This window comes from Dellaglioa sp. CoH-57-MRSF-19 (assembly GCF_056781975.1).
Genome location: NZ_JBXAXW010000001.1, coordinates 224,303 through 238,376, shown reverse-complemented (window position 1 = coordinate 238,376; position 14,074 = coordinate 224,303). Strand labels below are relative to the sequence as shown.

At 34.3% G+C, this 14,074-nt stretch carries 12 protein-coding genes; 1 reads left to right on the top strand and 11 read right to left on the bottom strand.

The features are described from left to right. Nucleotides 1-120 precede the first annotated feature (120 nt). The 6 genes from AC1RO3_RS01110 to AC1RO3_RS01085 form a co-directional block, all read right to left on the bottom strand. Nucleotides 121-567: a universal stress protein gene (locus AC1RO3_RS01110; RefSeq protein WP_481760964.1), complete on the bottom strand. Its 447-nt coding sequence runs from the start codon at nucleotides 565-567 to the stop codon at nucleotides 121-123. 18 nt (nucleotides 568-585) lie between these two features. Further along, the gene (locus AC1RO3_RS01105) at nucleotides 586-1,962 is read right to left on the bottom strand and encodes an Nramp family divalent metal transporter (protein ID WP_481760965.1); all 1,377 of its coding nucleotides are present in this window, start codon (nucleotides 1,960-1,962) and stop codon (nucleotides 586-588) included. 205 nt (nucleotides 1,963-2,167) lie between these two features. Beyond that, nucleotides 2,168-2,815, bottom strand: a complete 648-nt coding sequence (locus AC1RO3_RS01100; protein WP_481761142.1) for a metal-dependent transcriptional regulator — start codon at nucleotides 2,813-2,815, stop codon at nucleotides 2,168-2,170. Nucleotides 2,816-3,800: 985 nt separating this feature from the next. Further along, the gene (locus AC1RO3_RS01095; RefSeq protein ID WP_409021721.1) at nucleotides 3,801-4,229 is read right to left on the bottom strand and encodes a MerR family transcriptional regulator; all 429 of its coding nucleotides are present in this window, start codon (nucleotides 4,227-4,229) and stop codon (nucleotides 3,801-3,803) included. Between the two features lie 18 nt (nucleotides 4,230-4,247). Continuing rightward, entirely contained in the window at nucleotides 4,248-4,457 is a 210-nt protein-coding gene (locus AC1RO3_RS01090) for a hypothetical protein (protein WP_481760966.1), read from the bottom strand. Beyond that, complete coding sequence (locus AC1RO3_RS01085) at nucleotides 4,458-4,898, bottom strand: GNAT family N-acetyltransferase (RefSeq protein WP_481760967.1); 441 nt, start codon at nucleotides 4,896-4,898, stop codon at nucleotides 4,458-4,460. It lies immediately after the preceding gene. A 108-nt stretch (nucleotides 4,899-5,006) separates the two neighbouring features. Between AC1RO3_RS01085 and AC1RO3_RS01080 the strand changes: the two genes are divergently transcribed. Beyond that, complete coding sequence (locus tag AC1RO3_RS01080; protein ID WP_481763204.1) at nucleotides 5,007-5,867, top strand: alpha/beta hydrolase; 861 nt, start codon at nucleotides 5,007-5,009, stop codon at nucleotides 5,865-5,867. 281 nt (nucleotides 5,868-6,148) lie between these two features. Here AC1RO3_RS01080 and AC1RO3_RS01075 read toward each other — a convergent pair whose 3' ends face one another. From AC1RO3_RS01075 to AC1RO3_RS01055, 5 genes are all read right to left on the bottom strand, one after another. Beyond that, a complete protein-coding gene (locus AC1RO3_RS01075; protein ID WP_481760969.1) occupies nucleotides 6,149-7,693 on the bottom strand; it encodes an ABC-F family ATP-binding cassette domain-containing protein in 1,545 nt (514 codons plus the stop codon). A gap of 21 nt (nucleotides 7,694-7,714) precedes the next feature. Continuing rightward, nucleotides 7,715-9,508: a translation elongation factor 4 gene (lepA, locus tag AC1RO3_RS01070; protein WP_481760970.1), complete on the bottom strand. Its 1,794-nt coding sequence runs from the start codon at nucleotides 9,506-9,508 to the stop codon at nucleotides 7,715-7,717. Between the two features lie 182 nt (nucleotides 9,509-9,690). Beyond that, entirely contained in the window at nucleotides 9,691-11,574 is a 1,884-nt protein-coding gene (locus AC1RO3_RS01065; protein ID WP_481760971.1) for an ABC transporter ATP-binding protein, read from the bottom strand. Next, complete coding sequence (locus AC1RO3_RS01060) at nucleotides 11,574-13,313, bottom strand: ABC transporter ATP-binding protein (protein ID WP_481760972.1); 1,740 nt, start codon at nucleotides 13,311-13,313, stop codon at nucleotides 11,574-11,576. Before AC1RO3_RS01060 ends, AC1RO3_RS01065 begins: the two co-directional genes overlap by 1 nt. Before the next feature lie 6 nt (nucleotides 13,314-13,319). Then, the gene (locus tag AC1RO3_RS01055; protein WP_481760973.1) at nucleotides 13,320-14,000 is read right to left on the bottom strand and encodes a TetR/AcrR family transcriptional regulator; all 681 of its coding nucleotides are present in this window, start codon (nucleotides 13,998-14,000) and stop codon (nucleotides 13,320-13,322) included. Nucleotides 14,001-14,074: the final 74 nt, after the last annotated feature.

The following is a 14,074-nucleotide window of genomic DNA, read 5'->3' as shown; positions in this document are numbered from 1 at the left end:
ATTTATGTTATACATAAAAGCATAACATAAACCTTATATATAAATAAACAAGTAAACGTTTTCCAAATAAAAATGGTTAAATCTTTATAAGATTCAACCATTTTGTATAACTTTTTTCTATTAACGAACAACCATAACTGAAACGGGAGAATACTTAGCCACGTATGATGCTTGGCTACCTAAGTACTTACCAATCCCTTTAGTTATAGCTGATCCAACAACGACTAAATCAGGTTTAACGTCAGGAATAACATCTTTGACAATCGTTTCACCAGGTTCACCCTCAGCAAGAACAATGTGTACTTCCTTAACACCAGCATCTAATGCGCTTTGTTTATACTCTTGAAGTTGTTTTTCAACCTTCAAACGTTTTTCAGCTAATGTATCTTTTGTTAATACCTGAAAAACATTCAAATCATCCGACTCCAGAACAGTTACAATATGCAGCAGAGAATCATCATCTAAAGCATGACTAACCGCTTCTAAGAATGCTAATTGGGCATCTGCCGAATTATCGACGCCGACAAGAATGTTCTTATGCTTTGGTAACTCAAAACTTTTTTTCATATGAATTTCCTCCTTATTTTATAAAACTTCTTGGAAAAATTGAATGACTAAATTGAAGACTAATTGAACATTTAAAATAGTTAACCCGATTGCGGCTGCCCAACCAATAATTGATACCCAAAGTGGATTAACGAATCGTTCACCCATATATTTTTTAGAAGATGTAAACCAGATTAATGGAATCATCGTAAATGGTAAGGCTACTGATAAGAACACTTGTGAATAAACAAGTAAATTATCTAATACGCCTTCTGTCCCACCCCAAATGATTGCGGCAATCATAACGGGGATAACTGCTATGATACGTGTAACCAATCGACGGGCCCATAATGGCATTTTTAAATGTATGAAACCTTCCATTATAATTTGACCAGTCAAGGTTCCGGTAATCGTTGCATTTTGCCCAGAAGCCAGTAAAGCTACGGCAAATAAAGTTGAAAGTACAGGTGATGCAATCCCTTTGGCAATTGTATTATCACTTAATGCACGGTATAAATCACCGAATGCTTGTAATTGATCTGCATGTCCAAAGAATAAAGCAGCCCCCAAAAGTAAAAGTAAACTGTTAACAATTGTTGCGCCAAATAATTGGATATTTGAATCCCAAGTTGTAAAGCGCACAACTTTTGCAACTTCTTCTTCATCAGTTGAATCGTACTGACGTGTTTGTGCAATTGAAGAGTGAAGGTACAAGTTATGAGGCATTACTGTTGCACCAATAATACCTAAAGCTAATGTTAATTGATCATGGTTCATAACGATTGATGCTCTTGGTAAAATACCACCCATGATACCTGCTAAACTTGGTTTTGATAAGGCAACTAAGTAAAGGAAAATAATTAAAATTGATGCAATCAATGTTGCAACAATCGCTTCAATTGTTCTAAATCCTAATTTTGTTAATAATAATAGTAAGAAAACATCTAATATAGTTATCATAACGCCGACTGTTAATGGAATTCCAAAAAGTAATTGTAAAGCAATCGCTCCACCAATTACTTCGGCTATATCTGTTGCCATAATTGCTAATTCTGTCATGATCCATAATAAAAATCCAACCGGTTTATTAGTATGATCACGAATTGCTTGTGCTAAATCCATTCTTGTTACGACACCTAACTTAGCAGCCATATATTGCATTAACATAGCGATAAGTCCGGAGAAAATAACGACTGATAATAGTAAGTAACGGTATTGTGCACCACCGACAATTGATGTAATCCAGTTACCTGGATCCATGTAACCAACAGCGACTAATGCACCTGGTCCACTAAAAGCCCATAAAGTTCGTAAAAATCCGGCACTTTTTGGAACTTCTACTGATCCATTTACTTCTTCCAAACTAGCACTATTTGTTGTGGTAGTCATTTTTGGTTCTTGTACTTCTTTCGACATTTTTTACCACTCCTTTAAATTCTTTTCTTCTCAATTCCTTATTATACTCAAACTTTATACATTGTAAACAAAAAGTTTAGGCTAACCTTAAATCATTTTACCAGTTATTAAATATTGCTATATTTCCAAAAAAAGACTGCTGATATCTATTTGATATCAACAGTCTTTAGCTATTTAATAAAAATTTCTTTTGTTATCATAATACCTACTTCACAAAAATATAATGAGCGGCTTTATAACTAATATTTCTAACCTCACCAGTATTTTCTAATTTGATTTCAACTGGACCTTCAAAAGGCGCATGAGAAACAACTGTTAATTTATCACCAATGTGTAATTCTAAATCATCTAAATAAGTTAACAAATCATGATTATCAATGAATCGTTCAATCACAACTTTAGTGTTATCTTCTACTGCTTCTAAAACGAGATGGCTATCTTCCTCATAGTTACCTTCTTTGTCAGGTATCACACCGCCATGAGGACAGTGTGTTGGATGACCCAAGAATTCACTCAAATGATCAAGCAAGTACTCACTTGTCACATGTTCAAGTAACTCTGATTCACCGTCAACATCTTGTAGTTTATAATTTAATTTATAAACTAAGAAGCATTCCCATAAACGATGCTTACGAACTAAATCTTCTGCCAATAATATCCCAGGTTTCGTTAACGAAATCCCTGCGTATGGCGTATGTTCTACTAACTCTTCTTTAACTAGTTTATTGACCATTTCTGTAACTGATCCGGCCGCAATGTTCAGACTAAGCGCAATCTGTTTATTCGATATTTTCTTTTGCGTACCGCCTAATTCAAAAATAATTTTTAAATAATCTTCCTTCATAGGTGTCATATTCGATCTTTCATTTTTTGTCATTAGTTAATCAATTCACTTCCATTTTCTTAATAATAGATTTATTATATCAGAATAACGATTGAATTGTAACTTATTTTTTAGGAATACCTAACCTTTCATTTTAAAATACCTAAATGTAAGCTAAAAATCATAATTCACTGCATTAAAATAGGATTCAAGCATTTGTTTTAAGAAATGTCTTGAATCCTATCTTTTTGTAGAAGGAAAGCCGAAACCCGTGTTACCGAGAGTCGATTTTACTTGATTATTAATATATTTCGCCTCTATATCTTTATACTTATTTAGTTCTGTGAAGTCGCTTTTATATGTTTTGAATCATATATTATCGAACGACGCCCTTTGAGCGATTTGTTATCCATTCGATTTCAAACGTTTCTCCAAGACCAAATACCTCTAAATCCAATTATTCGTTCTACTACAACTTAAATCATCAAAATTCGATATCTTGATTTGCTTTTTAATGCTCAAGACCGGCACCGTTTTAATACGCCTTACTTGACATCTCTCAACGTCATTAACTTGCCGTACATTGGAAACTTAAACCATCATCTTAATTGATGTGTCCTGATTTGCTTTTAAGCGCTCAAGACTAGCACCGTTTTAAAACCTTGTTCGACGTCTCACGACGTTCACACTACCAAAATTCTAAATTCATCGGAGTAAACATCATCTAACTTGATGTGTCTTGATTTGCTTTTTAATGCTCAAGACCGGCACCGTTTTAATACGCCTTGCTTGACATCTCTCAACGTCATTAACTTGTGTTACATTTTTCAACTATCTTCAGTACTAAACATTGTCCAACTAACTTCGTTTTTAAAAACCATTAAGTGAGTTTAAAAAAGTGACTTCAGTTTTATTTTGTTCAGGGATTTCGATAGCCTTCCTTGCTACAAATTAAGTATAACACAAATGTAAACGGTTGCAACCTTTTTATGATTTTATTTTATAATTCTTTTTATTAAACATCTCTGAGTTCAAAACGTGTCCCTTTTTCATCTATTACCGCAAATAAACGCTGCTTTTTGGAGTCATCAAAATAGCCCATATCAAAAACTGTTTTATTTCCTTGTTTACCAACATCTGAAACACGATCAATCAAAAAGTGTTTAAATTGTCTAAAAATATCCATTTTTCCGTTAACGTGTTCAATCGCCGCAACCAATGTGTATCCTTCATCTAACTCTTCTTTTATAAGACTGACTTTTATGACCATATCTAAACGATATTCTCGCGACTTTGCCTTCTCATCTGAAATACTTTCAATATAGCCTTTTTGTTCCCAATATCTTAACTGTCGTGTTGAAACACCTGTCATTTTACTGATTTCACTAATACCGACAATTAACTTATCTTGCTTCATAAGATTGGCTAATGGATTATTATTCACTGTAAGTACCTTCTATCTCTAGTTTTCTAAATACTTTTGAAATTTTTTATCGATTTCTGGCAGACTTTTCTGTAATGATTTTGACTGGTTTTGTGTCCCCTCAGCCATTAACTTCAAGTAAGTAAATAAAATTTGACTAGCGTCTTTATGATATTTACTACCAAGTTCACTCGCAAATGTATATCGTTCATCCGTTAGTAATTTTGAAAATAAAGTTTCTTTTGCCATCTAGGCTCCTTCGATTGTTTTTATCATTGTGTGATGTGGAATTCCTGCGTCCATAAAGCCTTCACCTTCAACCTCATATCCTAGTTTCAAATAAAAATTTTGGGCTTGATCTTGTGCACCTAAGGTTAAGTATTTAATTCCGTAGACTGTTGAAAATCCTTCAATAAACGTTAGGATATCTGTTGCTAAATGTTGTCCACGAGCCGCTTTCAATGTTGCAACTCGCTGGACATGCCACGTTTCAGAGTCTTCGCTAAGTACACGTGCTGTCACAACAGGTTCTTCATCTTTATAACCCACAAAATGAATAGCTTCTGATTCGTTTTCAATTTCCAATTCCATTGGCACATTCTGTTCTCCAACAAAAACCGTTTTTCTAATTGATAATGCATCCTTATATATTTGACTACTTATATCTCTAGTTGATTTCACTATGAACATTTGCTCATCCTCAGCTTTCTTAGTTATCTTCGCATATAGCTTACCATAACTTGCTTTAAATTTGAACGTCAAGACCCGGTAGCTTATAATGAAAGCAAATAACTTACTATGCAAAGGAAACCACTAATGAAAAAATACGGTATATTAATAACCATCTTATTGATTTTAGGATTAGGTATTGGCTTTTTACTATTGCATAACAGTATACCTAAATCGGTAGAAACAGAGAAAAGTATTTCACAAACACCAACCTTATACATTCATGGATACGGCGGTACAGCTAACTCAACTAACGACATGATTGCCTCAGCAGAAAAATCTGGTAAGGCAAAAAAAGTTCTAACAGCAACCGTCTCTTCAACTGGTGATGTCACTTATACGGGTAGATGGAAATATACTGAAAAAAATCCAATTGTTCAAGTTATATTTGCGCGTAGTGATGCTCAAATTCCTGAAGAGGGCAGATGGATTGGTAAGATAACTGATTATTTAAAAGCATCATACGATATTAAAAAAATCAATCTTGTTACACATTCAATGGGTGGCTCATCTGCAATGTACTGGGCTGAATCTGTCAGAAAAAAATCTTCTCCTATCCTAAATAAATTTGTTCCAATTGCTGGTCCAATTAATGGGGTCCTCGGAATGGACGAAAAAGCCAATAAAAATTACTTCTTGAAAAATGACGAACCTGCTATTAAAACAGCAAACTACCAAAGTTACTATAGCAAACGAAAAAATTTCCCATCAACCGCAAAAGTCTTTGTTATTTATGGCGATGTGAATGATGGCTCAAATTCTGATACATCTGTCAGCATTGCTTCTGCCCGTTCAATGAACTATCTATTAAAAGGCCAAGTAAAATCGTATGACGAGCTTAAAATTACTGGTGAAGATGCACAACATAGTAAACTTCATAGAAATTTACAGGTTGATAAAGCTGTTATCCAATTCCTTTGGGGTAAATAGAACTATACGAAATATTAATTTTGTGCTATGATTAAGTTATGCGATGAGTCGAGTAAAATCAGACAACTTCGGTTGTTCCGCTGCGGCGGCTAGTGATTAGTTCGAAAATGGGGCATTTTTTACCTACCGCATTGTAGGTATGTCTGATTGTCACTGTTTTGTGGAATTCATACAATCTATTTACTTCGGTAAGTACCATAACAGGAAAGCATCAACTTCGGTTGGTGCTTTTTTTGTGCAGATAAATAGCCTTAGAAAATTACTTTCCAAGGCTATTATCACTATTTTTGAATTCTTATTGCTTCAACATCAAACACTTTATCAATCCAAGATTCATAAAATGGTGCTTCATGACTGACCAATAAAACATTTCCAGGAAAACGTCGGACTGCCTTTTGTAGCGCGTCTTTTGTATCATCATCCAAGTGATTAGTTGGTTCATCCAAAATTAAAAAGTTACTTGGTTTCAATTCAACTAAACTCAACTTAACTTTCATTTGTTCCCCACCACTCAAAATATTAATAGGTTTCATTGTATTCGCAGCATTAATCCCTGATTTAGCCAATCGGCGACGAATCGTTTTAGGTTCCAATTCAGGGTATTCATCTTGAATAATTTGAAGAGGTGTCATTTCTTTATTATCCCAAATTAAATCTTGATCAAAATAATTAACAACAACAGAATCAGAAAATTCAGCAGTTCCACCAAACGTTGGAATTAACTTCAAAATTGACTTAATCATTGTTGATTTACCAATTCCGTTAAATCCCTTTAAGACAACTTTTTCTTGATGTGATAATGAAAAAGTTACTGGTGATAGTAATGGCGTTTTATAACCAACTGATAAATTTTTAACGGCAAGCGTTGATGCGGATCCAGTATCTAGATAAGGAAAATCAAATTTACCTTTTACAGTATCACTTGGCGGTGTCACACGCTCAATTTTATCTAATCTTTTTTGTCTAGACTTAGCCATTGTGGCACGCGTTCCAGCTTTATTCTTTCGAATATAAGCCTCATCTTTTTCAATTTGAAGGCGTTGTTTCTGGAAAGCTTTTAGTTGCGCTTCTTTTTTAGCTTCTTTTTGCTTAATAGCTGATTTAAAATTCCCACGATATTTTGTGATTTTACCGAATGCAACATCAATAATTGTATTCGTGACATTTTGTAAAAATTCAAAATCATGAGAAATAACCATGAAACAGCCTTCAAATTGATTTAAATACTCAGTTAACCAATCAATATGTTCCGTATCTAAATAATTAGTTGGTTCATCTAATAAAATAACTTCAGGATTTTCCAATAATAATTTAGCTAAGATAATCTTAGATCTCTGACCACCACTTAATTCACTAACTTGATGGTCTTTTTCAATTGCATCTAATCCTAAACCAGTTCGAACACGGTCAATTTCTGTATCGATATCATAAAAATTTTTTGCCTCAAGTTCTTCTTGATATCTACCCGCTTTTTCCAACAACTTCTCGTCCATATTTTCAGCATAATCCGTATAGGCCTGCGTTTGTTTTTCACTAATATCATATAAACGTTGAAATGCTGTCTTCAAAAACTCAATAACCGTAATGCCTTCCGCAACTTCAGCATATTGATCTAAATAGCCAATTGTCGCACTTTTTTTCCATTTGATTTCGCCTTCATCAGGTAATTCTTGTCCAGTAATAATTTTGATTAATGTACTTTTACCAGCACCATTTTGACCAATGATACCCATATGATCCTCAGTGTTTAATTCAAAATGAGCATCCTCATATAATTGCTTATCCGCAAATTGATGGGAAAGTTGGCGAACTTCTAAAACTCCCATTGTAATCCTTCTTTCTAAAGACTAGTTATCATTGTTAACTTCCAATATTGCATTAAATACTTCTTGTGGTAATTCCATTTCAGCCTTAGAGCCCAATCGTTTATTAGCGCTTTGACGGCGTAGCATATCTTGTTTGGCAGCATTCTTTTTATCACTACTTGTTGTTGCGCTCTTACGAAGAGGCGGTACATTTGCACGCGAAATAGCTTTATTTTCGATAACTGCTTGTACTGGCATTGGGAATAATTTACGTGGAATTGAATATTTCAATTGCTCAACTAATTTCTGACCAATTTCCACAGCATCTTGTCTATGCACAACAAACCCTAGTGCATCGACTGTTGCATAGTTAACTAAAACGTCCATTTTAACAACGTCTGCTGTTTGATATCCTTTAAATTGCGTTTCCATTGTTGCATAGCCATGTGATAATGATTTTAATTGATTGAAGAAATCATAGGCAATTTCAGACGTTGGTAACGCATAATTCAATTCAGTTTGACCAGAATTGTATGACATATCTTGGAAAATACCTTTACGTTTTTCAGCTAATTTCATGATATCGCCCACTTGTTCATCTGGCACGGTCATATGAACATCTAAAAATGGTTCTTCAACATGATCAATTTCAGAAAAATTAGGGAATTGGACAGGATTATCAACAACAACTTCTTTACCATTTTTCAAAATAACGTGGTACGTAACATTAGGCGTCGTTGTTAACACCCCTAATTGGTATTCTTTTTCGAGACGTTCACGAATAATACTTAAATGTAACATCCCTAAGAATCCACATCTAAATCCTAGTCCTAAAGCATCTGACTTTTCTTCTTTATAATGGAAAGATGAGTCATTTAAAGCTAATTTTTGAATAGCTGATTTTAATTCTTTATAGTTATTATCTTTAGGATAAAATCCAGCAAAAACCATTGATTCTGATTCTTTATATCCAGGAAGTGCTTCTGGTGTCGGGTTACTTTGAGAAGTTAACGTATCCCCAATTTTAACTAGTTGAGGATCTTTTAGCCCTGTAATAACATAGCCAACATCCCCGGCATGTAGACTATCAACAGCCACCATGTCAGGTTTAAAAATACCTGCTTCTACTACTTGGAAATCAGTCGTTTGTTGCATAAATCGAAGTAAATTATTAGCTTTAAATTCACCATCAAAGACACGAATATAAGCCACAATTCCTTTAAATGCATCAAAATGTGAATCAAAAACTAATGCTTTAAGTGGTGCTTCAATATCACCGATTGGTTTTGGAATACGGTCTTTAATAGCCTCTAGAACCAAATCAACACCAATCCCAGTTTTAGCTGATATTAATAACATTTCGTCTTCATCAACGTCAGCTAATTCCATCAATTGAATTTTAGTTTCTTCAACATCAGCATTAGGATGATCAATCTTATTGATTACTGGAATAATTTTTAAGTTGTTTTCTTTAGCTAAACGGTAATTTGCAACCGTCTGTGCTTGCACACCTTGAGTGGCGTCCACCAATAAAATAGCCCCATCACTAGCAGCTAAACTTTTCGAAACTTCATATGAAAAATCAACGTGTCCCGGTGTATCAATAAAATTATATTCGTAAGTTTCACCATTAGTAGCTGTATAGTAACTACGAACCGTTCGTGATTTAACTGTAATCCCGTGTTCTTGTTCAACAGCCATTGAATCTAACAATTGACTAGACATCTCACGTTCACTGACAGTTTGTGTTTCTTCCATAATTCGATCAGCTAAAGTTGATTTACCATGATCAATATGGGCAATAATTGAAAAATTTCTAATTTGTGATTGTTTCATTATGATTAAACCTCATTTTCTAAATAATCATCTACTGTTTTAGAGTCTTTTTTATTATACGCTAAATTATCAACGTCGTAAGAAGAAGATTAAAAGCCGGTAAGAATGCCCAAGTATTTTAAAAACGAAAAAATAATGAACACAAATTTAACTAAGGTCAAATTCAGCTCATTATTTTTAATTTAAATAGTACCGTTTGCAAATTGGCTATTATATAAATCAGCATAAAACCCGTTTTTAGCAATCAAAGCATCATGATTTCCAGTTTCAATAATTGAGCCATTATCCATTACAATAATATTATCCGCATCACGAATCGTTGATAGACGATGCGCCACAACGAAACTTGTTCGGCTATCTAATAAGGTATCCATCGCTTTTTGAATCAAAACTTCAGTTCGTGTATCAACTGAACTCGTTGCTTCATCTAAAATTAAAATTTCTGGGTCAGCCAAAAATGCACGAGCAATCGTTAACAATTGACGTTGTCCTTGTGAAATATTTGAAGCGTCTTCATTCAGAACAGTTTGATAACCATCTGGTAATTGACGAACAAATGTATCAACATGAGCGGCTTTTGCTGCAGCATAAACCTCTTCATCCGTTGCATTTTCACGACCATATTGAATATTTTCCATAATAGTACCTGTAAATAACCAAGTATCTTGAAGCACCATCGAGATTGACTTACGTAAATCTTCTCGTTTCAAATTCTTAGTATCGACACCATTTAGTCGGATTGATCCCGCTGAGACATCATAAAAGCGTTCAATTAAGTTAATAATCGTTGTCTTTCCAGCACCTGTAGGTCCAACAATTGCTACCTTTTGTCCTTCGTTAACATCCAAATTATAATCTGTCATCAAAAGCTTCTTATCTGAGTAACCAAATTGAACATGATCAAAGGAAATTTTATTACCATTATCAGCAATTGGTAAGTCATCGTTACTTTCATCTTTCAATTCTTCTTCATCTAAGATTTCAAAAATTCGTTCTGCAGAAGCTACAGTTGCTTGAATCGTATTAGATAAGTTGGCAATTTGAGTGATTGGTTGTGAGAATTGGTTCACATATTGTAAAAAGGCTTGGACGTTACCTAAAGTAATTGTTCCTTGTGAAACCTTAATTCCACCAACAATTGCCACAAAGACATAGCCAATATTTTTAATAAAGTTCATTGCTGGCATAATTAATCCAGAAATAAATTGTGCTTTCCATGAACTTTTATAATAATCATTATTCTGTTTTTCAAAAATATCAATATTTTTTTCTTCTTTATTAAAAGTCTTAACAACCGTATGACCCGCATACGTTTCTTCCACTTGATTGTTCAAAAGTCCTAAACTCTTTTGTTGTCCAGCAAAGAACTTTTGCGAACGAGGCGCAATTAATGAGACAACAACCAAACTCAAAGGAACAATAATCAAAGCAATTAACGTTAATTGCCAACTAATTGAAAACATCATATAGAGAACACTGACAAAGGTCACAACACTTGTTACTAACTGTGTAAAACTTTGTTGTAACGTTCCAGAAATGTTATCCACATCATTTACAGCACGAGACATAATATCACCATTTGGATGTGTATCGTAGTAAGAAACAGGCACGCGTTCCATTTTAGCCTTAATATCTTTACGAAGTGCGTACACCGTTTTTTGAGAAATATTAGTCATGATTAATTGCTGCACAAAACTGAAAAGTGCAGACGCAATATACATAATACCAACTGTAAGTAAGATATTCTTAATTGCATCAAAATTAATTGGCAACGAGGTTACTTTCTGCCCCTGTTTCATTTGAGTGAATCCTTTAGTTACCCCAGAGAAAATCTCGGTTGTTGCGCGTCCTAAAATTTTAGGAGAAACCGCCTGGAAAATTACAGATATAATGGCTAGCACTAATACTATCCCTATTGAAATTAACCATGGTGACATGTATTTCGCTAAACGCCCAATTGTTTTCCAAAAGTTCTTAGGCTTTTCAACTGGTCGTCCAATATTGCCATGTCCACCTCGACCGCCCCGCATAGGTTGCGTTGCTTGTTTTGACTTATTATCTGCCATTACTCTGCATCCCCCTCTCTGATTTGTGACTGCATAATTTCTTGATAGGTTTCATTCGTGGCTTTCAATTCTTCATGAGTCCCTTTACCAACGATTTTTCCACCATCGATAACTAAGATTAAATCGGCACTTGTCACACTAGAAATCCGTTGTGCCACAATTACGACAACACTATCTTTGATGCTTTCATCCGTTTTAAGTGAGCCACGTAATTTAGCATCTGTTTTAAAATCAAGCGCTGAGAATGAATCATCAAACAAGTAAACAGAAGCTTTTTTAACTAATGCTCTTGCAATTGCAAGTCGTTGCTTTTGGCCACCAGAGAAGTTATCTCCACCTTGTTCAACTATGCCGTCTAAGCCATCCGCTGATTCTTCAACAAACGATTTAGCTTGTGCTATTTCTAGCGCATGCCACAACTCATCATCTGTTGCCGTTTCATTTCCAAACTGTAGATTACTTCGGATTGTTCCTCTAAAAAGAACTGTCTTTTGTTGAACAAGAGAAATTTGGTCGTGTAAGCTTACTTGGGTTAACTCATAAATTGATTTACCATCAATTTTAATATCGCCCGACTCAACATCAAACAATCGTGGAATTAAATTAATTAACGTTGACTTACCAGATCCAGTACCACCAATAATCGCAATCGTTTGACCCGCCTTTGCTTCAAAGTTAATATCTGTTAGGGCTTCTTTTTCAGCACCCGTATACCGGAAATTAACTTTATCAAATGACAATTGACTTGCTCCTACTTTACTACGATCAACTGTAATTGCATCAGGTTGGTCTTTTATCGAATTCTTCGTATCTAAAACTTCGTTGATACGTGCTGCAGCAGCTTGCGCACGAGGTAACATGACAAATACCATCGATAACATCATAAAACTTGATAAAATTTGCATTGCATACGTCATAAACGCAACTAGATTACCCACTTGCATCGACATATCTCCAATTAAATGACCACCATACCAGATAATTGCGATATTGGTTGCACTAAGAACTAAAGTCATCATGGGGAACATTAGCGCCGTAATTGAAAATACTTTACGGGCATTATCTGTATATTCTTTATTCACACGATCAAAACGATTTTGTTCATATTTATCTTGGTTAAATGCGCGAATAACACGAACACCTGTTAAACCTTCACGAAAGACAAGATTAATATGATCAATTCTTTTTTGTAACGTTTTGAACAGCGGCACTGCAAAATACATAACTGAAGCAATTAATATAATTAAAATTGGAACAGCTACTAAAAAAATCACGGTTAATTCTTTTTGTTTGTTATAAGCTAAAATACTAGCACCAATCAACATAATAGGCGCTTGGATCATCATTCTTAACATCATAACGGTAACGTTTTGAATTTGTAGAACATCAGTTGATGTTCTTGTAATTAAACTTGAATTTCCAATTTGATCAAATTCATGACTTGAAAAATTAAGTACTTTTTTGTAAATATGACTTCTTAATCTAAGTCCTAATTTTTGCGCTAAGCGTGAAGCGATAAAGACATTACCAACTGCCGCAACAATACCAATAGCTGCTACGCCTAACATGACATAACCCACCTGCCAGATATACGCAACATCGCCTTGTGAGACACCTTTATTAATCATGTCTGATGTTAATGTTGGTAAATATAAATCGCAGATAACTTGGACAATCATAAATATAAATGCACCAAACATTGCCCAAACGCTAACGCGATTTTTCATTACTTTTATCATTTATTTTTATTCCTTCCTTTTTGAAACACCAATAGCTACCCAGTTAGCCATTGTTTCATATTCTTTTTGTAACTCTTCAACAGGTATTTCAATACCTTCTCTTTGTTTTGAAAAATAATCATTAATAGTTTTCATAAATGGACTCATTAAAGAAAACATAAGTAAACTAATTTCTTCATCTGAGGAAATGGTTAGTAAAGACCGATCAATTTCACTCATAATATCAAAATCTGCTTTTAAATTTTGATGAAATGGTCCACCAAAATGTGGCTGTTTCCCACTATGATGCGGGTGGTGAGGATGATGTGGCTGCATCCGACTACTCATTTTAAAGTCCATTCGGACAAAGGCGTTTTTAAAAAATGCAGCATCTTCTCCGGACACTGTATTCGCAATCGTTTCTGAAAAAAAGGTCTTCATAGTCGTCACGACATCACCTTGATTTCGTTTTAATAATTCACCAAATCTTTTAGTTTGATTCTGTCGAATAGTATCAAAATAATAAAAGTATAAATCTTCTTTATTTTCGAAATATTGGTAAAAACTCCCTCGCGGAATATCTGCAATTTTTATGATATTACTAATTGATGCTTCAAACAGGGGTACTCTTGAGAACTCTTCTTTAGCAGCATCCAATATCCGTTGTTGCTTATCTTCATCTAAATTAAAATACGTTTTTTTAGGCATATTTTCTCCTTTATACAAAAAATGACAAGCTGTCATGTGACAACTTGTCATGTTACTAGTCTTTATTTAAAAAT